Source organism: Acinetobacter sp. ESBL14 (assembly GCF_036668815.1).
GTDB classification, from domain to species: domain Bacteria; phylum Pseudomonadota; class Gammaproteobacteria; order Pseudomonadales; family Moraxellaceae; genus Acinetobacter; species Acinetobacter gyllenbergii.
Genome location: NZ_JAZEVS010000004.1, coordinates 147,843 through 167,919, shown reverse-complemented (window position 1 = coordinate 167,919; position 20,077 = coordinate 147,843). Strand labels below are relative to the sequence as shown.

Sequence of the window (20,077 nt, the reverse complement as noted above, 5' to 3'; positions counted from 1 at the left end):
TTGCATTTTAAAAATCAAGAAGATTATAAAGTTTGGGCAGATCAACAGGAAAAAGGCGCAATTGGTGGAGGGATTTTCACTCCACAAGGACCTGAAGATTATGTTGGGGCAATCCCTGCCATTCGTGCTGTGCTTTATTTTAAAGAAGGCTATAGCGCTGAAATGCGTGAAGCGATTGCACAATGTTTTGATGACTACCAAGCCTACGCCAAAGAACATTTGACTTGGCAATGGCAAGATGAACCACCAAAAAGTGAAAGCGAAAATACAACCTTCGATAAAGCAAAACCTATACGAGATAGTTTAAAAAATTATAGTCCTATGAAGGCTTTCTATTTTTTATACACCAGCGGCAAAGAAAAGTTTGCAACAGGTGCTTGGGAGTTTGCTGTTAACGGCGTTAGTAAGTGGCGATCTGAAATGGGGATTCATCAGAGCGTTCTAACCTTTTCCATGCCCGTGGAATGGGTTGAAGAAAATACTCAACTATTTATTGATCTATTTATTAACTGCGCACAACGTCTAAAAGTAAATCATGGTTATGCAGGCTATGCCTGTATTATTTCTCAAATTCGAGAGGATAAAAATGAACCAACCGAAGCTTATTTTTCTCGAAAGTGGTGGGCCATGGATGTTGGAAGTCCTACAAAAGAATCTAATAATTTAATTAGTGGAATAAAGACTGTCAGTTGGCTCACTGCAATTAATTATGAATGGTTTAATAAGATTCAAGAAGAAGCCTTAAACAGTGAATTACCGATGAGTTGGTTTATCGGTTACGACTATGGAACAGGCATAATTATTCAGGCAGGTAACTTACCTTTAAATGGATTTGTAGATGAAGATCCATTACCAGCGGTATATGTACTTTTAAATCGAGTTTTAAAGCCGTTACGTGTTGAAAAAATTGGAAGCCTACATCGAGGGAATCATAATAATGAAGAAAATCCATTAATTACAGGTTATCGCGCCGAAGCATGGATGAAACGTTTTGACATTAAAGATGATCAGAAGCTTGAGTATTTCGGCAAGCTACAATCTGAGCCAAAGCTAAACTCGAAACATGCATTCTTAGATCGGCGTGTTGATTGGAGGTAGGTCTTTGCATTTTAAAAATCAAGAAGACTATAAAGTTTGGGCTGACCAACAGGAAAAAGGCGCAATTGGTGGAGGGATTTTCACTCCTCAAGGACCTGAAGATTATGTTGGGGCCATTCCTGGTATTCGTGCTGTGCTTTATTTTAAAGAAGGCTTTAGTGACGAAATGCGTGAAGCGATTGCACAATGCTTTGACGACTATCAAGTCTATGCGAAAGATCATCTCACTTGGGTTTGGCAAGATGAGCCACCAAAAGGAGAAAAAACAACCTCAGCATATAAAGATACAAAACCTTTATCAAAAGTTTTGGAATCCTACAGCCAAATGAAAGCATTTAATTTGCTATATACCAGTGGCAAAGAAAAATTTGCTACAGGCGCTTGGGAATTTACTGTTGGTGGAAAAAGTAAATGGCAAGTGGAAAATGGGACATACCAGAGTGTTCTAACCTTTTCCATGCCCGTGGAATGGGTTGAAGAAAATACCAAACTTTTTATTGAATTATTTATTAACTGCTCCCAACGCTTAAAAGCCAATCATGGTTATGCAGGCTATGCCTGTATTATTTCTCAAATCCGTGATGACAAGAATGAACCGACTGAAGCCTACTTATCTCGAAAATTTTGGGCAATGGATGTTGGAGACCCGTTCTTAAGTGCAAAATATCTTATCAGCGGAATAAAAACAGTCAGCTGGCTCACTGCAATTAACAACGAATGGTTTAATAAAATTCGTGAAGAAGAAGCCTTAAATAGTGAGTTACCAATGAGCTGGTTTATTGGGTACGATTATGGGGCTGGTATCGTGATTCAAGCAGGCAATCTCGCTTTAAGCGGTTCTGACGAAGTTGACCCTCTGCCTGCATCTTATGTCTTACTCAATCGTATCCTGAAGCCATTACGAGTCGAAAGGATACAAGCTATTCATTGGGGAAATCAAGATACTGAGGAAAACCCTCTAATCAAAGGTTATCGCGCCGAAGCATGGATGAAACGTTTTGACATTAAAGATGATCAGAAGCTTGAGTATTTCAGCAAGCTACAATCTGAGCCAAAGCTAAACTCGAAACATGCATTCTTAGATCAGCGTGTTGATTGGGGGTAGGTCTTTGCATTTTAAAAATCAAGAAGATTATAAAGTTTGGGCAGATCAACAGGAAAAAGGCGCAATTGGTGGAGGGATTTTCACTCCTCAAGGCCCTGAAGATTATGTGGGTGCCATTCCTGGTATTCGCGCTGTACTTTATTTTAAAGAAGGCTATAGTGCCGAAATGCGTGAGGCGATTGCACAATGTTTTGATGACTATCAAACCTACGCCAAAGAACATTTGACTTGGCTGTGGTTATCAGAACCTCCTAAAGGGGCTGGTTCAGACAGTACTGAGTTCAAAAAGACAAAGCCCATACGTGAGATTTTTAAGTATTATAGCCCAATGAAAGCACTTAGCTTTCTTTATACCAGCGGCAAAGAAAAATTTGCTACAGGCGCTTGGGAATTTAATATTGGCGGAAAAAGTAAATGGCAAGTGGAAAATGGGACATACCAGAGTGTTTTAACCTTTTCTATGCCAGTCGAATGGGTTGAAGAGAATGCCAAACTATTTATTGAATTATTTATTAACTGCGCGCAACGCTTAAAAGCCAATCATGGTTATGCAGGCTATGCCTGTATCATCTCTAAAATTAGATCTGAAAAAAATGAACCTACAGAAGCTTATTTTTCTCGGAAGTTCTGGGCAATGAATATTGGTAACCCATTCTTAGATGCTAGTCATTTATTAAATGGCATAAAAACAGTCAGTTGGCTTACTGCAATTAACAATGAATGGTTTAATAAAATTCGTGAACAAGAAGCCTTAAATAGTGAATTACCAATGAGCTGGTTTATTGGGTACGATTATGGGACTGGCATCGTGATTCAAGCAGGCAATCTCCCTTTAAGTGGTTCTGACGAAGTTGACCCTCTGCCTGCACCTTATGTCTTACTCAATCGTATCCTGAAGCCATTACGAGCCGAAAGGATACAGACGCTGCATAGAGGCAACTACGATACAGAAGAAATACCTCTGCTTAAAGGTTATCGAGCCGAAGCATGGATGAAACGTTTTGACATTAAAGATGATCAGAAGCTTGAGTATTTTGGCAAGCTACAATCTGAGCCAAAGCTAAACTCGAGGCATGCATTCTTAGATCGGCGCATAGACTGGAATAACTAGCCGATGCATTTTAAAAATAAATAAAATAACGACCTTATCCTTAAATTTTTCTTTTATTCATCCAGTAAAAAACCTCCCATCAAGGGAGGTTTTTGGATCAATCTTTAAGGTTTAGATTGATTTGGCTGCGCCAACTGTTTCATTCAAATGTCTACGTATGGTATTGAACGAGAAATTCTTTGAGTCCATACGTTTTGGCAAAATATAGGCACCTTGTTGTTCTTCACCTTTTGCTTTTACTTTGAAGTTCACCAAAATAAAGTCAGGAGAGCTATACCATTCGTAAATGTCTTTCCAACCAATGGTTGCAGTACCTTCTTGCAGGCCCATTTTTTGGCGCATCACAATACCGTGAGGTTGTACACCTAAACGTAGACCTTTAATTTCCTGTACAGGGAATTCAGTCATCTTGCGTTTAACGTACCATTCCAGACCAAAACGTTTGATCAAATAGAACAGCACCACACTCACAATCACTACCCAACAAATCACGGTTGAGTAGGTTGAATAATATTTAATAAGTCCTGCAGCAACCAATGAAAGCACAACCAGTGCAATCATAATCATCCATGCTTTGCGGCTGAATTTGTTGGTACTACGCCAAATCATCAGTTGAGCTTGACGTTGTTCAGCTTCAGAAACTTCGTAAGGAACAGGTTGTAGCGTATAAGCGTATAGCGTTTTGGCGGTCATAGTATAAAAAATGAGTATATAACTGGGTTTAGTTTAACATCTATTGGCATGCAAAGATATTATGCCAATGGCGAACATCGGTGGCGATTGCATTTACAACAGCCTTTAAAGTGAAGCAAATTCGGTACCATCTTCATTCGGTTCATGGCTCAGACTTTGTTTCAACATACTTAAGCGTGTTAACACACTCAGCATGAGCGAAAGTTGCTGCAAAATAATCAGCGATTTCGGGTCGTTGTCATCATTGCGGCCCAAGCGTTCACGAATGGTTTGCATTAGATTTTGTGCTGATAAATCAGGGACTTCATCTCTGAGCAAGGCGCCTTGAATATCATCCAAAGCTTGATCGAGTAAGCTTAGCACTTCCTGATCTTGAATTTGTTCACGATGTGCCCCCAAGGCTGCGATATAACTTAAAAAGGTATGGCTGAGACATAAAAATTCAAAAGCCAAACTTTTTCGGTTCACATCAATATTTGGTTCAGTTGCAATGGTTGAAATCAATGAAGCGACTTCTGCATCGGTATTGTGCGCAGCGCGTCGAACCACACGGTAGTTCAAGGCATTGTTACGGCCCTGATGATATTGTTCCACCACCTCGGCCAGATATTTACATTGCGCCTGTAAGGAGCGTTGAATTGAGCGGGGCAATCTACGGAACTTCCAGTCTGGCCAGATAAAGCTAACCCCAAACCATGCCAAAGCACAGCCAATCACGGTATCAATAAAACGGGGTAAACCCGCTGCGAATGCAGAGCCATCTAGGTTAAAGTTGATTAAGGCGAGAATGGTAATAAAGGCAGTGGCTTGTGCATATTGTTTACTGCGCAGTTCCAGAAATAGGACACCACTCAGGATCAGCATGACCAATTGACCTTCGATTGAAGGAATAAAATAGATAATCGCTAAACCCACAATAATCCCGATCAGGGTACCGATGATACGTAGATATAAACGTCGCTTGGTGGCGTTGAAGTTGGGTTGGCAGACAAACAATGCCGTTAATAAAATCCAGTAACCATAAGCAATATTGGTCATCTGGATAAACAGATAACCAATAAAGAGGACGATGGATAAACGCACGGCATGACGGAAGAGTACCGATTCAGGTGTGAGATGCTGTTTCACCCGAACCATGATGTCATTCCAGCCTTTGAGATCATCATCTTTGAGCTGACTTTCTGCATGTTCTGCATCGATCTTTTGCAGATTCCGTTCGGTCTCTAGGTTCTGTAATTGCGCATCAATTGACTTCAGGTTTTGATAGAGCGCAAATAAGGCATTTACCCGCACCTGATCATAATGTCCGTCTTCACGCAATTTTTCTAAGGACAGCCTTAAATTTTCAAAACTATGCTTAAAGCGCTTGTTATGCACATAACGGGTACGGCTTAAAATGGATTGTGCCAAGTCCTGACAGGCTTTACCTTGAATAGATAAAATCCGTTGAAAGCGAAATAAGATATCGCTGTGCTGAAAGACCTTTGCCAGCTTTTGATAATCGATATGGGCTGAGTCCGCACGTTCATGAATATCTTGAGCCACAAAATAATATTGCAGACTGCGCCGAGTATCTTTTTGTCCTCGGTCGCCCTTCAAACGAGTCAATAACGACATACGGAGGTCATTGAAGATCCCCACCAATTTGCCATTTTCCAAGGCGATATCAATCATGCTTTGTTGATAGCTTGAAGGCGTCATGTCCACATCAAATAGATTTGACTTAGCAAATAAAAAGCTACCGAGGGCTGAATAGGAAGCTGAAAGTTGATCCTGAACTTTTCGGACAGGGAAAAGCAGAAAGCTAATGGTAGAGAGCAAGCCATACCAAGCTGCACCTGCGACTAAAAGTGCAGGCTGAATATACCATTGATCAAATAAATGCACGCCCAACATGGTGTAGACAGACGTTACTAAGCAGCCATAAGCGATGGTGGCATAACGTCGCCCGAGAGAACCCAATAAGATCCAGCCGATACATGACGCAATGAGCCCAATGGCAAAGGCAACTGGGTAGGGGAATAACAATTGAACTGAAGCAGCAGTAATAAAGAAACCAATATAGGTATAGATCAGGTTCTGGATACGTACAGAAAAGCGGTCGTCGATATCACTGATCGCGGCTGCAACCACACCTAAAGTCAGTGGAATAGTAGCTAATTGAAAATTTAAAAGGTAGGGAACAAAAGCAGTCCCAGTAAAGGCAATGAGCATGCGCACGTTATACATCAACGTGGTGTTATAGGTTGTTTGTTTTAAACGTCCGAACCAAGGATTCAAGGGGTGTCCTTCTTGTATTCTACAATCGATTTTATCATTCTTATTATGCACAAATTCATGGAGGATGCTAAGCTTAGAATCCAGATATAGATGAAAAGTAGCGTATTATGCAGACAGAGCAAACCAATCAGCGTCAATATTCAACAGCATGGATTTTGTTGCTTGCTTTGTTAACCGCATTAGGGCCGCTATCGATTGATATGTACTTACCTGCACTGCCGCAAATGGCAGATGAGTTTGGGGTCAGTACACAAATGGTGGCCAATACCTTACCTGCGTATTTCTTGGGACTGGCGATTGGTCAGCTGATCTATGGCCCAGTCAGTGACCGAATTGGACGTAAAAAGCCTTTATATTTTGGTTTGGCCTTGTATGCAATTGCCAGTTTGGCCTGCGTATTTGCGACCAATGAGTGGGCCTTGATCGCCGCACGTATTTTTCAGGCCTTGGGTGGTTGTGTTGGTGTGGTGATGGCACGGGCAACCATTCGTGACCGTCTGGATATGCAGGGTTCGGCACAAGCATTTTCCAGCATGATGATTGTGATGGGGCTGGCTCCGATTCTTGCGCCCATCTTTGGGGCATGGATTCTGAATTTCTTCCCTTGGCAAGCAATTTTTATCACTTTATCGATGATTGGGGTAATGTGTTGGCTGTGTGTGCATTTCTTCTTTAAAGAATCTCTACCTGTCGAACGCCGTTTAAAACTCTCGGCTTATCAAGTTACGACCCTTTATGCTGCAATTCTCAAAGATGAAAGTTTCCGTGTGCCGATGTTTGCAGGTTGTCTAACTGGGGCAGCCTTATTCTGCTACATCAGCTCGGCTTCAGAAGTGTTTATGGGGCAATATGGATTGTCGCAACAGCATTTTTCTTATGCCTTTGCCTTAAATGCCGCCGGGATCATGTTGATGTCATCCTTCAATAAGCATCTGAATACCCGCATGGGAATTTTTCAACGCCTACGTTTGGGTGGTTTAATCCAATGTTTTGGGGCATTGATTGTGCTGACTGCTGGATTGATGGCGGATGCACCGCTATTACTGCTAATGTCAGGTTTATTCTTAGTGGTTTCTGGGATTGGTTTGACGGGGCCGAATGCCATGGCTTTGGCGATGTCTCAGCAAGGTGCACGTGCTGGTACAGCTAGTGCCATCATGGGCAGTATGCAGTTTGCCTGCGGTCTACTGGCAGGGATTATTTTGAATTTCTTGGTGTGGAAGGCATCTCTCAACATGGGAATCATGATGCTTTTATTTACCAGTGCTGGTTTTTTTGCCATTTTAAAAGTTGGAAAACAGCAAAGCAGTCTCTCAGCTTAGAGAAACTGCTTTGTTTACAGGTCTAGTCTAAAAACACCGTAAAGTTCTCAACGGGTTCACGCGGGGTAATAAAAGTATTGACGATATGCTCAGGATCCGCATAGCCTAAGGCCACCGCACAGACCAGTTCTTCATCTTCTGGTGCACCCAAAATATCCAGCACGATTGGATGGAAATGATTCCATGCCGCCTGTGGGCATGTGTCTAAGCCACGTGCTTTAGCAGCCACCATGACATTCTGAATCATCATGGCAATATCCATTTTTGAACCGATGCCCATGATTTTATTGACGGTAAAATATAGGGCCACGGGTGCATCAAACAATTGGAAGTTACGCAATTGCTGCGCTGCCATTTTTTCTTTTTCACCTTTTTGAATGCCTAATAAGCCATACAGTCCCCAACCATTGGCACGACGACGATCAATAAACGGTGAAATCCACGTTGCAGGATAATAGGCAAAGGTTTCTTGATATTGCACTGCCAGTTCTGGTTTTTGTAATAGTTCAATCTGTGCGGCACAGACACGGTCTATCATCTCTGCGCGTTTTTGCCCTGTCACAACATAAACTTTCCATGGCTGAACATTGGTTCCTGAAGGTGCGCGACTGGCAACCGCTAAAATATCTTTAATGGTTTGCGTCTCAATCGGGGTGTCTAAAAATGCACGGACTGAATGGCGAGATGTGATGGCTTGATCTACATAGCGGACGTGTTCCGTGTTCATAAAAACTCCTGATCATGTTGGTTTTGTCGTATCCGCAGACTATAAATCAATAAATAAACTTTAGTGATGATTTTCACGGAAAATTTTAATTGAGTATAAAAAGTGATCACTGAAAAGAAAGAATTAATGTGTCTTGTTACTCATTTTTAAAGTTTTGTGCAGTTTGTGTGAAAAAGAAAACTATTAGTAACATAATGAAATCGAAAAATTATTTTTTTATTGTCATGAAAATGGGTAAAACTCCTTAAATAAAAAGTACACACAATATCCGAAATTTATGCATAATACGCCCTTTTTAAAAATTGATTAGGCTTTCCTTACTGATTGGGTGAGGGGGAATTTTCTATTTACAGATGTATTGAATTTATCCAATTTTACGTCTGTGGGAAATGTTGAAATATACACCATATACAAGGAGCTTCTCATGAGTTTATCTCTCATCCGTAAGCCGTTTATCATGCAAGGTTTAGCACTTACAGTTGCAGCCTTAATGATGAACAACACGCATGCTGCTAGTGAGCAAGAACAGATTCAGCAACTTCGTGATGAAGTAAAGGAATTAAAAGCGTTATTACAGCAATATGTTCCCCAAGCAAAACAACAAAATGACCTTGCTCAAGTAAAGGAACATTCTAATTTTAAGGAAACACATCCAGACCACCCTGCAAATGCAGCGGTTGCACCTGCGGTTCCAAAGAAATCACAATTGGTGTTTAACACTGCTTCTGGCGCAGAAGTTAAATTACATGGTTTCTTGCGTGGCGATGCTTCTTATCAAGCCAAAGGTGGTGACGGGATCTTTAACCGTATCAATAAAGTGGATTTAGAAGGCGCTGAAAAGAACAGTGATCGTTTCTATAGCACGGCAACGGTTACGCGTTTGGGACTGGATTTTAAAGCGCCTGTGGAAGGCGCAGAAGTCGGCGGTAAACTGGAAGTTGACTTCCGTGGTGGTAGCAGCAATGACACTATTCGTATCCGTCATGCTTATTTAACCTTTAATGATTGGTTATTTGGTCAAACCACTTCGACTTTCTTGGCAACAGATTTACAGCCAGAAATGCTAGATTTCAACTCACCACTGGGGATTGGTACTTACCGTACACCAATGGTTCGTTATAGCGGTGCATTTAATCCGAATACACATTATTTCGTTGCCTTAGAAAAAGGCAATGATGATAACCGTGCACCTGCGTTAACTTCAAAATTAAAATATGATTTTGCTGAAGGTCAGGGTACAAGTTCTGCACGTGTGTTACTTACTGAAGCCCGCAGTAAAGCTGCCTATAACAATGACAAACAGCTCAGTGCTGATGATTCAGAATTAGGCTGGGGTGTTGCGCTTGGTGCGAAATATAAGTTCAGCGATGCTTTACAGGCGATGATTGATTACTCGCATGTCAAAGGTGACAGCAAATTCTTGTTGTATACCAACAATGCTTACAACGTAAACCCGAATAATTTGGGTTTAAACCTAAATGAGTTTGATGCGTTGACGCTCGGTGCGACATATCAAATTAATCCTAAATTACGTAGCACGTTGGCTTATGGCGCCATGTTTGCTGATGATAGCAATGACTTTGCTAAACAAGCGGTGATTGCAAAAGATGCTGCACAGAACAAAACCTTGCAACAAGGTTGGTGGAATATCATGTATTCACCAGTCACACCGATTACGTTTGGTCTAGAGTATGTCTACGGCGAACGTAAAACCTTTGATGGACAAAAAGGTAAGGATAATCGTGTAGGGGCCATGGCTCGCTATAACTTCTAAGCCATCTATCCTGTAGGTGTAAATCATCCGTGAAAACTGATCAACTGAACAGACCTCAGTTCTTGCTTAGAACTGTATGCTTTTTATTAAGTTGATTGAGTTTTCACTCATTTTGAGAGTTACTATTTTATGCGTTTCAATGTGGTGAAAAAACCATCGCTAGAACGAATAAAATAAACGGAAGAAGATATGGAATTTACTTTTAATGGTTTCTATACCCTAATTTCGGCGGTCATCGTCTTGTTATTAGGACGTTTGCTCGTTAATAAAATTGACTTCTTAAAACGCTATAACATTCCTGAGCCAGTCGCTGGTGGTTTGGTTGCAGCGGTACTTTCACTACTTGTACACTCACTTTGGGGTTACAGTATTGTTTTTAGTAGTGAATTACAAACCAGTTTCATGTTGATCTTCTTCGCTTCGATTGGCTTAAGTGCGAACTTCATGAAGCTGAAAGAAGGCGGTATTGGTTTAGTGATCTTCTTGGTCTGTGTCGCATCCTTTATTGTGGTACAGAACGCTGTGGGTATGAGCCTTGCGACGATGCTGGGCATTGATCCTTTAGTGGGTTTGATTGCAGGTTCAATCACATTGACTGGTGGTCATGGTACCGCAGGTGCGTGGGGTGAAATTCTTGAGACTCAGCATGGGATTCAAGGTGCGTTGGCTTTAGGTATGGCGAGTGCAACTTTCGGTCTGATTATCGGTGGCATTATCGGTGGTCCATTGGCGAAGTTGTTGATTAACCGTTATAGCCTTGCTCAAGCACAGACCCCAGCTGAAATCAAAAATCGCGATACGCATTTAGATCAACATCCTGACGAGCTTGCACCATTTGAAAATCCACATCAGGTTCGTTTAATTACGGCTGATAATGCGATTACCACGTTGGGTATGTTTGCCGCATGTTTGGCGTTTGCAGAATTCATGACAGGTTTCAGTAAGGGTACTTGGTTCGAGTTACCAACATTCGTTTGGGCGCTTGGCGGGGGAGTGATCTTACGTAATGTTTTAGAAAGCGTATTAAAAGTAGATATCTTTGACCGTGCAATTGATGTGTTTGGTAATGCATCATTATCACTTTATCTTGCAATGGCATTGCTTTCACTGAAATTATGGCAGTTGGCAGATTTGGCTGGCCCGCTTGTCGTTATTTTAGGTGCGCAAACCATTACGATGGCATTATATGCTGCATTTATTACCTTCCGCGTTATGGGTAAAAACTATGATGCAGCGGTATTGGCAGCAGGTCACTGTGGTTTTGGTATGGGGGCAACGCCAACTGCGGTTGCAAACATGCAAGCGATTACCAATATGTATGGACCATCCCATAAAGCCTTCTTGATTGTTCCGCTTTGTGGTGCGTTCTTCGTTGATTTAATTAACGCAACAGTAATTCAATTAATTTTGAAATTCTTTGCCTAAGTCGGATCAAAAGCCCCAAGCGGGGCTTTTTTGATTCATCCATTGTTATCGTATATGTACGGATGTACATAAAATAGTTAAAAGCGAATAAGTGATGAATGAAAAATTAAATGACACCCTGATGGCTTGGGTAAGTTTTTTCAATGATCCTTTATGGGACTTCCTCGTTGTTTTCCTGCTTGCGGTTGGTATTTTCTATACTATTGCAACCAAAGCTGTACAGATTAGAATGTTCTTCCACAGTATCAAGGTGATGAAGGGCAGTCGTACTAAAGGTGAAGAGAAAGATTCACATGGATTGACGCCATTCCAAGCATTTGTAACGGGTTTAGCCAGTCGTGTTGGGGTCGGTAACATTGCGGGTGTAGCCATTGCCATTGCAATTGGTGGTCCGGGTGCGGTGTTCTGGATGTGGTTTACTGCATTATTGGGGATGAGCTCGGCTTTTATTGAGTCTTCGCTTGCGCAGCTCTTTAAGGTACGAGATAGCAATAGTAAGCAGTTTCGGGGTGGACCAGCCTACTATATTACCCAAGGCTTACGCAGTAAAACTTTTGGTGTGATCTTCGCGCTGGCCTTGATCTTTACCTATGGTTTCGTATTCAACTCAGTTCAAATCAATGCGATTGCCAATGCATCTTCACATGCTTGGGGTTGGGACAAAGCCAATCTGGTAGCACACTTAGGTGGTGTTGATCTCGAAATTTCATGGGTAGGCCTTGCACTGGTTGTTATGGTTGCCTTGGCAATTTTTGGTGGTATCAAACGTATCGCCAAATTCGCAGAAATGTTTGTCCCACTCAAAGCTGGTCTCTACCTTGCAGTGGCGATGTATATTGCCATCAGCAACTATGAACTGCTACCTGGTATCTTCAAACTGATTTTCACTGAAGCATTCCAGTTTAATGCAGCAGCGGGTGGTTTCTTCGGTGCCATGATTTCGATGGCAATGATGCAAGGGATCAAGCGTGGCTTATTCTCTAACGAAGCGGGTATGGGTTCTGCACCAAACGCTGCAGCAGCATCGGATGTGAAACATCCAGTGAACCAAGGCTTGGTGCAAATGCTTGGTGTATTCGTTGATACCTTTATTGTATGTACCAGTACTGCGATCATTATCTTGGTATCGGGTGTTTATCACGATGCGGGCTTTGTCGGGGTAGAGCTGACACAGCGTGCCTTAGAGACTCAAGTCGGACACTGGGGTGCTGACTTCCTAGCAGTGTTGTTATTCTTATTCTGTTATTCCGCTGTACTTGGTAACTATGCCTATGCAGAAAGTAATGTGCAATTTATCAATAACAATCCTAAAGTGATGTTCATCTTCCGAATCTTTGTGTTGGTGATGGTGTACTTTGGTGCAATCGGTAGTGTTCCACTGGTTTGGTCAATGGCTGACTTGTTCATGGGAATCATGGCGACCATTAACTTGATCGCAATTCTCTTATTAACACCAATGGCACGCACTTTGTTGAAAGACTATACCTCTCAGTTGAAACGTGGCATTAAAGAGCCTGAGTTTAAGATTGATAACTATCCAGAATTAAAGAAAAAAGTTGATTCTGATATTTGGTAATGTCATCAAAGCAAACCTAAAAACATAAAAAAAGCTCCTTTCGAGGAGCTTTTTTTATGAAGTTTTTATGAAAAATACAAAAAAATGATACAGCATTTCAAATTGGCTAAGGCTAATATTTAGGCCTGAAATTAGGTGAATATGGCAATCGTGGCGTATGAAGCAGCTTAAATTATGGATGTTGGGTCTTTCAATGGCGGTTTTGGCGGGTTGCCAAAGCACATCACATTTGAAACCCGTCATTGAGGATGCACAAGCGCAAGCTGTGAGCCAACCCTTTAATGCCATAAAACAGCAGCAAAAGCGCCCTGTGATTGCATTAGTGTTGGGTAGCGGTGGTGCGCGTGGTTATGCCCATATTGGTGTGATCGAAGTATTAGAACAGCAAGGCATCCGTCCAGATTTTATCGTGGGCACCAGTGCGGGTAGTATTGTCGGTTCAATCTATGCCAGTGGTAAAAGTCCAGCTGAATTACGCGATATTGCATTAAAGCTTAAAGCTAACGATGTGCGCGAAGTTAATGTCAGTCTAAAAGGCTTTTTTGATGGAAAAAAAGTAGAAGACTATATCAACGAGCAGGTACATAACCTGCCATTAGAAAAAATGAAAATCCCAATGTATGTGGTGGCAACTGAATTAAAAGATGGCACCCGAACCGTATTTAATTATGGTAATACCGGGCAGGCAGTGCGGGCTTCAGCATCCATTCCAAGTATGTTTGTACCGACCAAAATTCATGATGTTGAGTATGTTGATGGTGGTTTAGTTAGTCCAGTGCCTGTTCAGGTTGCACGAGAGCTTGGTGCAGATGTGGTGATAGCAGTCGATATTTTGGCGCAACCGATTCATACCGAGACCAGCAATGTCTGGGGCTTGTTTAACCAAAATATCAATATTATGCAAGGGCGTTTGGCGGAAGAAGAGCTGAAAGAGGCCGATATCGTGATTCAGCCCGATCTGCGTGAAAAAGCGCATATCTTTGATGTCAAAGGTCGAGAGATGACCATGCAAGCAGGGGTAGATGCTGCCAATGAAAAACTCGCCGAAATCCAATGGGCAATTCAAAGCAAAAGCTTCCCAACGCAAAGCGAGCAACAGGATATTGCCTTAAAAATGAGTACTGCAGCACCACGCTAAGCCTTTATTTTATGGATGTTGTAATGGGCTTAAGTGTTTGAGTCCATTTACTAAACTTATGTTCGTGCAAAAACAAATTGTAAATCATCTACAAAAAGCTATTAAAAAAGGAAAAAAACAGGTAAATAACTACAAATCATTAAAATTTTTTATCAGACAGTTTTAAGTTTCAGGTCATAGGATGGCTTGTTCAAATAAATCGCTACATAACAAGGATTGTTAAACAGATGTTTAAGTCTTTCTTTCCGAACCCGCGCCTGTTTTTTATTTCAGTGATTGTATGGGTCGCTCTGAATATGCTGCTGTGGTACAGCGGTGGGCATAGTTGGGGTGAATATCTAGGTTTTCCTGCGGGCTACGCTAGTGCAGAGTTGCCAATTGGTGTTAGTCGTTTTTGGGCACCTTCTTCTCTTTGGTTTTATCTTTGGTTTTTTATCGCAACAGCATTATTTGCTGGTTTTTGGCGTATTTTCTCAGACAATAAATGGCAGCGCTGGTCGATCTGGGGCTCAGCTTTTATCTTGTTTAATATCTGGTTCGCCGTACAAGCAAATGTTGCGATTAATGCTTGGTATGTACCATTTTGGGATTTAGTCCAAAGTATGCTTTCTGCCAAAGGTGGGAATATTATGGATCTTTATAATGAATTGACGGTTTTTTTATGGATTGCTATGGTGTATGTGACCTTGGGAACGATCAATGTCTTTTTTACCAGTCATTATGTTTTCCGTTGGCGTACGGCGATGAATGAATATTATGTCGAGAATTGGGAAAAATTGAGACATATCGAAGGTGCTTCACAACGTGTGCAAGAAGATACTATGCGTTTTGCAACGATTGTTGAAGATCTTGGTGTCGAGTTCATCAAAGCCATTATGACACTCATCGCATTCTTACCATTACTTTTTATCTTATCAAATCATGTACCTGCATTACCTATTTTTGGCGAGGTTAAATATTCATTAGTATGGGCTGCTGTGTTATGGGCCGTCTTTGGTACCATACTTTTAATGGTTGTTGGGATAAAATTGCCAGGTCTACAATTTAATAATCAGAAAGTCGAGGCTGCTTACCGTAAAGAGTTGGTTTATGGTGAAGATCATATTGAATATGCTCAACCTGCAAAGTTAAAAGAGTTATTTAATGGGGTAAGAAAAAACTACTTTCGCCTATACTTTCATTATTCTTATTTTAATTTGACTGCAAACTGGTATGGGCAACTTGATATTTTGTATAAATTAGTCGTGTTATTCCCATCTATTTCAGCAGGTTTGTTAACCCTTGGTTTATTTCAACAGATCTCGAATGTTTTTAGTAATGTTCGAGATTCTTTCCAATATCTGATTAGTTCATGGAAAACCATCATCGAGTTACTATCGATTCATAAACGTCTTAAAGCTTTTGAAAAAATATTAGATTAGTTTGAACAGTTTAGATTAAGAAAGCCTTGGCTCGATGCTAAGGCTTTTTTATTGCCAAAGGTTTTAGGGAGTTTGTGGTTTTTATGTGAAAAGTGAATATATATTGCAACGAAAATGACTTTATTTGATCAAAGTACTTCACTATAGTCGCTTGATAAAATTAATGATCTCTCATTTTTCTTTTGTATAACTTAGAACCTAAATAAATAGGATAAATCATGAAACCTGTATTGCTCAAAAGTGCATTGGCGCTTGCACTGACGGCTTTTACTGCACATGTATACGCAGACCCCGTAATTCAATCTTCTCCAACGCAAAAAATCTCAGGCATAGACCAACAGTATATCGACCAAAGCGTGTCTGCCAATGATGACTTTTATAACTATGTGAATGGCACATGGTTAAAAGACACTGAGATTCCCGCAGATAAATCACGTTGGGGTGCATTCAACGAATTACATGAGCTATCGACCAATCAGTTGCATACTATTGTTGAAGCGCTGAGTACAAAAAAATCGGCAACAGGAACAGTAGAGCAAAAAGTTTCCAGCCTATATGCCAGCTTTATGGATGAAAAAACAATTGAAGCGCAGGGCATCACACCGTTAAGGCAAGAATTGGCAGGTGTGGATGCGATTCAAAACAAACAAGACCTTGCTCAATTAATGGGGCATTTCTCACGTATCGGGGTTAGAACGCCGTTTGATATCAGTATTGATCAAGATATGAAACGTTCCGATGTGATGATTGCAGGGCTGGCACAGCGCAGATTGGGTTTGCCAGACCGTGATTATTATTTAAAAGATGATCAGAAGTTTGTGGAAACACGTTCCAAATATCTCAAGCATATCGAACGCATGCTACAACTGTCAGGTGATCAACAAGCGGCACAGCACGCAAAAGACATTCTCAAGTTGGAAACGGATTTAGCCAAGATCCAGTGGAGCAATGTGCAGAATCGTGATTTATCTAAGCGTTACAATATTTACCGACTCAAAGATTTGAATAAGTTAAGCCGTAACTTTGATTGGGATCGTTACCTCAATACGGTTGGCGTCACAGATAAAATCCAGACCATTCAGGTGCATCAATTAAGCTATTTCAAAGCGCTTGATCCAGTGATCAATAACACCCCTTTAAATGTGTGGAAAGCTTATTTTAAATGGAACTTGATCAGTAATTTTTCACCCTTCTTAAACAAGGCTTTGGTCGATGAGAGCTTTGAATTTTACGGCAAAACCTTGCGTGATGTTGCTGAACAAGAAGTGCGTTGGAAGCGTGGTGTACAAACCGTAAATGCGGTACTGGGCGATGGGCTTGGAAAAATCTATGTGGAGAAACATTTTTCTGCGGATAAAAAGCAGCGTATGGATGCCTTGGTTCAGAACCTAATACAGGCTTATGATCAAAGCATTAGCCAACTGGACTGGATGAGTCCTGCAACCAAACTACAGGCCAAGAAGAAATTAGCCAGTTTATCGATTAAAGTCGGTTATCCAAACAAATGGCGTGATTATTCTGCGCTAACGATCAAAGATGGAGATTTGGTTGGCAATGTAATTCGCGCTAGAGAGTTTGAGCACCAAGACAGTTTGGATAAGTTAGGCAAACCTGTGGATCGTGATGAGTGGTTTATGACACCACAAACCGTGAATGCCTATTACAATCCATCCTCCAATGAAATTGTCTTTCCTGCTGCAATCTTGCAACCGCCATTCTTTAATATCGATGCGGATGATGCGGTGAACTATGGCGGGATCGGCAGTGTGATCGGGCATGAGATCAGTCATGGTTTTGATGATCAGGGCAGCCAGTTTGATGAATTGGGCAATATGCGCAACTGGTGGACCAAGCAAGATCATCAGAAATTTAAAGCCAAAACACAGGCTTTGGTTGCGCAATACAATGCCTATGAGCCGATTGCAGGCTATCACGTCAATGGTGAACTGACCTTGGGTGAAAATATTGCTGATAACTCGGGTCTATCGATTGCTTATAAAGCGTATCAAATTTCGTTAGCAGGCAAACCTGCGCCTGTGATCGAGGGGCGTAGTGGTGAGCAGCGTTTCTATATGGGCTGGGCGCAAGTTTGGCGTGCCAAAACCCGTCAAGCACAAGCAATTGTGTATTTAAAAACTGATCCGCATGCGCCTGATAAAGTGCGAGCTAACGGAGCTTTAGTCAATCAGGCACCGTTCTATGATGCTTTCAAGATCAAAGTGGGAGATAAAATGTATTTAGCGCCTGAAAAACGGGTCAGTATCTGGTAATTTTGGATTCAATAGAAAACCTGCATCAAGCAGGTTTTTTATTGGCATTTTAAAGGAAGGCGATTCCAAGTCCTGCGCCTGCGGCCATGACCCAAAGTGGATGAATCTTTTTAAACATGCCGAGAATCGCGGTCACAATTACGATGACGACCAAAAGCAGGTTTTGTGCAGATGCATCGGCAATCAACCATGCACTGACCAGAACTAAGCCCACAGTAATCGGTTTCAGCGCTTTTTCAAAACGTGCGCGTAACGGATTGGCTTTAAAGCGTTCCCAGAATTTCAGCGCATAAATGGTAATGATGGAAGAGGGGCCAAACTTCGCCAACGAAGTGACTAATAAACCTGCTGGACCTGCGACATGCCAACCGACCAAAGGTACAATCATCATATTCGGACCGGGAGCAGCCTGTGCCATGGCAAACAGCGAACTAAACTGTTCTGCACTCATCCATTGATGCACGGTCACCACTTGGTGCTGCATTTCAGGCAGGATGGCATTACCTCCACCAAAAGCGAGTAGCGAAAGTTGAGTAAACACGACAGCAAGGGTAATTAAGATCATGATTTTTTTACTCCTAGAACCAGCATATTAATGCCCAGTAAAATCGCTAAAGTCAGGGCTAAGGGCAGCTTGATCCAGATCATAAACACAAAGGTCAGGCCAATGGTGAAAATGGTCAGATAGCTTTTTAAAATTGGCTTGAGCATCTTAAATCCTGTCGCAAATAGCAAGCCTGCGGCGGCAGCGGCCAAACCTTGAATCATGTGTTTGACTGCGGGGAGGTACTGGAAATGCTCATAGACCTGATAGATGATCAGTACAATTGCAGTCGGGGCAGAGATTAAACCGAGGACTGAGCTGATCGCACCTTTCACGCCTTGGAATTCCATACCAATGGCAACGGCCATATTGATGATGTTACCGCCCGGTAATAGTTGGCACACGCCAAGTAAGTCGGTAAATTTGCCAGCATCAATCCATTTATGTTCTTCAACGATAATACGATGTGCCAGTGGCAGCACGCCACCAAAACCCATCAATCCCAATTTCATAAATCCCGTAAAAAGTGCCTTACAATCAGGAGCAGTCGCTAGTGGTTCACTCGCTATTGATAGGGCTTGGGCTTTCATTGGATTACCTTTCTGTTCAACCTTGTGAGCTATAGCATGAAAGATTTATGGTATATTCACAAATGCTATTTTTGCCGTTATCTATACTTTTAGGGTATGTATGATTGATATTCATAAGCTCAATGCATTCGTTGCAGTGGTAGAAGAAAGTAATATTTCCAAAGCCGCTGTTAGACTGCATATGCAACAGCCACCGTTGACCCGATTGATTAAAAGTCTGGAAGAAGAACTGGATACCGCGTTGCTCAAACGCTTGCCTCGCGGTGTGGAAGTCACCGAAGCGGGTAAGGCTTTATATCAGGAAGCCATCACCATTTTGGCGCATGCCCAGTCAATTCCCAAACGGGTGAAAAACATTGCCCAAGGCTTGGAGGGGCAGATCAATATTGGCTTTACCAACTCCGCTGGCTTGCATCCTTTTTTACCTGCCTTATTACGTCAATTCAGGGAGCAGTTTCCTGCGGTCGCCATTCATTTGGAAGAAGACAGCAGTACCGCTTTAACTGATGCAGTGATCAATGAAAAACTGGATATCGTTTTCCTACGCAAACCCGCACCGATTCATGCCGCAGTTCAAAGCATTCATGTACTGGATGAACCCCTGATTGTGGCTTTGCCGAGTAATCATCCTTTGGCTGAGCAAGCGGGATCAATCCGCCTACTCGATTTAGAGCCGTATGAGTTTGTGTTGTATCGCCGTATTGCGGGGCAAGACCTGTTTGATAATATTCTGGCAAATTGCTATCAGGCTGGGTTTAACCCCAACATTGTCCAAGAAGCCCCGCGTTTAACTTCAAGCCTGAATCTAATTGCGGCCGGGATTGGATTGTCAATTGTCCCCGCGTCGATTCAAGACTTCTGGAATAAGCAGATTGTGTATAAAGCACTAGAAGCGAAAAAGCCGTGTATCGCCCCGATTTATGCGATTTGTCGTGCCAAAGGCAATAGTGTTCGGGTAGAGCATTTTTTAAATCTACTTAAAGTCAGTCAAGCGGTTTGAAAC

16 protein-coding genes are annotated in these 20,077 nt (G+C 41.8%); 11 read left to right on the top strand and 5 right to left on the bottom strand.

Annotated features, from left to right (window positions below; genetic code table 11):
- The 3 genes from V6E90_RS14045 to V6E90_RS14035 are packed head-to-tail and all read left to right on the top strand — an operon-like array spanning position 1 to position 3,314.
- The gene (locus tag V6E90_RS14045; protein ID WP_332605685.1) at positions 1 to 1,098 is read left to right on the top strand and encodes a type VI immunity family protein; all 1,098 of its coding nucleotides are present in this window, start codon (positions 1 to 3) and stop codon (positions 1,096 to 1,098) included.
- 4 nt (positions 1,099 to 1,102) lie between these two features.
- On the top strand, positions 1,103 to 2,203 hold the full coding sequence (locus tag V6E90_RS14040) for a type VI immunity family protein (RefSeq protein WP_332605684.1): 1,101 nt from the start codon (positions 1,103 to 1,105) through the stop codon (positions 2,201 to 2,203).
- Between the two features lie 4 nt (positions 2,204 to 2,207).
- On the top strand, positions 2,208 to 3,314 hold the full coding sequence (locus V6E90_RS14035) for a type VI immunity family protein (RefSeq protein ID WP_332605683.1): 1,107 nt from the start codon (positions 2,208 to 2,210) through the stop codon (positions 3,312 to 3,314).
- 111 nt (positions 3,315 to 3,425) lie between these two features.
- On the opposite strand, the gene V6E90_RS14030 is transcribed toward V6E90_RS14035, so the two are convergent.
- Both V6E90_RS14030 and yccS read right to left on the bottom strand, forming a co-directional pair.
- Positions 3,426 to 4,007 (bottom strand): YcxB family protein, encoded by a 582-nt coding sequence (locus tag V6E90_RS14030; RefSeq protein WP_016541443.1) that lies wholly within the window; start codon positions 4,005 to 4,007, stop codon positions 3,426 to 3,428.
- A 105-nt stretch (positions 4,008 to 4,112) separates the two neighbouring features.
- Positions 4,113 to 6,287, bottom strand: a complete 2,175-nt coding sequence (yccS, locus tag V6E90_RS14025; protein ID WP_016541442.1) for a YccS family putative transporter — start codon at positions 6,285 to 6,287, stop codon at positions 4,113 to 4,115.
- Between the two features lie 107 nt (positions 6,288 to 6,394).
- Between yccS and V6E90_RS14020 the strand changes: the two genes are divergently transcribed.
- Positions 6,395 to 7,609: a multidrug effflux MFS transporter gene (locus V6E90_RS14020; protein WP_332605681.1), complete on the top strand. Its 1,215-nt coding sequence runs from the start codon at positions 6,395 to 6,397 to the stop codon at positions 7,607 to 7,609.
- Between the two features lie 22 nt (positions 7,610 to 7,631).
- Here the strand turns inward: V6E90_RS14020 and V6E90_RS14015 are convergent, their stop codons facing one another.
- Positions 7,632 to 8,336, bottom strand: a complete 705-nt coding sequence (locus V6E90_RS14015; RefSeq protein ID WP_332605680.1) for a nitroreductase — start codon at positions 8,334 to 8,336, stop codon at positions 7,632 to 7,634.
- A 424-nt stretch (positions 8,337 to 8,760) separates the two neighbouring features.
- Here V6E90_RS14015 and V6E90_RS14010 point away from each other — a divergent pair, with 424 nt between their 5' ends.
- From V6E90_RS14010 to V6E90_RS13985, 6 genes are all read left to right on the top strand, one after another.
- A complete protein-coding gene (locus V6E90_RS14010) occupies positions 8,761 to 10,110 on the top strand; it encodes a DcaP family trimeric outer membrane transporter (RefSeq protein WP_332605679.1) in 1,350 nt (449 codons plus the stop codon).
- A gap of 189 nt (positions 10,111 to 10,299) precedes the next feature.
- On the top strand, positions 10,300 to 11,535 hold the full coding sequence (gltS, locus tag V6E90_RS14005) for a sodium/glutamate symporter (RefSeq protein ID WP_004652335.1): 1,236 nt from the start codon (positions 10,300 to 10,302) through the stop codon (positions 11,533 to 11,535).
- 94 nt (positions 11,536 to 11,629) lie between these two features.
- Positions 11,630 to 13,111: an alanine/glycine:cation symporter family protein gene (locus V6E90_RS14000; RefSeq protein ID WP_005206050.1), complete on the top strand. Its 1,482-nt coding sequence runs from the start codon at positions 11,630 to 11,632 to the stop codon at positions 13,109 to 13,111.
- Between the two features lie 157 nt (positions 13,112 to 13,268).
- A complete protein-coding gene (locus V6E90_RS13995; protein ID WP_016541437.1) occupies positions 13,269 to 14,249 on the top strand; it encodes a patatin-like phospholipase family protein in 981 nt (326 codons plus the stop codon).
- A 227-nt stretch (positions 14,250 to 14,476) separates the two neighbouring features.
- Positions 14,477 to 15,670, top strand: coding sequence for a peptide antibiotic transporter SbmA (gene sbmA / locus V6E90_RS13990; RefSeq protein ID WP_332605678.1), 1,194 nt, complete (start codon positions 14,477 to 14,479; stop codon positions 15,668 to 15,670).
- A 218-nt stretch (positions 15,671 to 15,888) separates the two neighbouring features.
- A complete protein-coding gene (locus V6E90_RS13985) occupies positions 15,889 to 17,940 on the top strand; it encodes a M13 family metallopeptidase (protein WP_332605676.1) in 2,052 nt (683 codons plus the stop codon).
- A 49-nt stretch (positions 17,941 to 17,989) separates the two neighbouring features.
- Here the strand turns inward: V6E90_RS13985 and V6E90_RS13980 are convergent, their stop codons facing one another.
- Both V6E90_RS13980 and V6E90_RS13975 read right to left on the bottom strand, forming a co-directional pair.
- Positions 17,990 to 18,505: a chromate transporter gene (locus tag V6E90_RS13980; protein ID WP_016541434.1), complete on the bottom strand. Its 516-nt coding sequence runs from the start codon at positions 18,503 to 18,505 to the stop codon at positions 17,990 to 17,992.
- Complete coding sequence (locus V6E90_RS13975; protein WP_332605675.1) at positions 18,502 to 19,074, bottom strand: chromate transporter; 573 nt, start codon at positions 19,072 to 19,074, stop codon at positions 18,502 to 18,504. Before V6E90_RS13975 ends, V6E90_RS13980 begins: the two co-directional genes overlap by 4 nt.
- A gap of 100 nt (positions 19,075 to 19,174) precedes the next feature.
- On the opposite strand from V6E90_RS13975, the gene V6E90_RS13970 reads away from it, so the two are divergent.
- Positions 19,175 to 20,074, top strand: a complete 900-nt coding sequence (locus tag V6E90_RS13970) for a LysR family transcriptional regulator (protein WP_332605674.1) — start codon at positions 19,175 to 19,177, stop codon at positions 20,072 to 20,074.
- Positions 20,075 to 20,077: the final 3 nt, after the last annotated feature.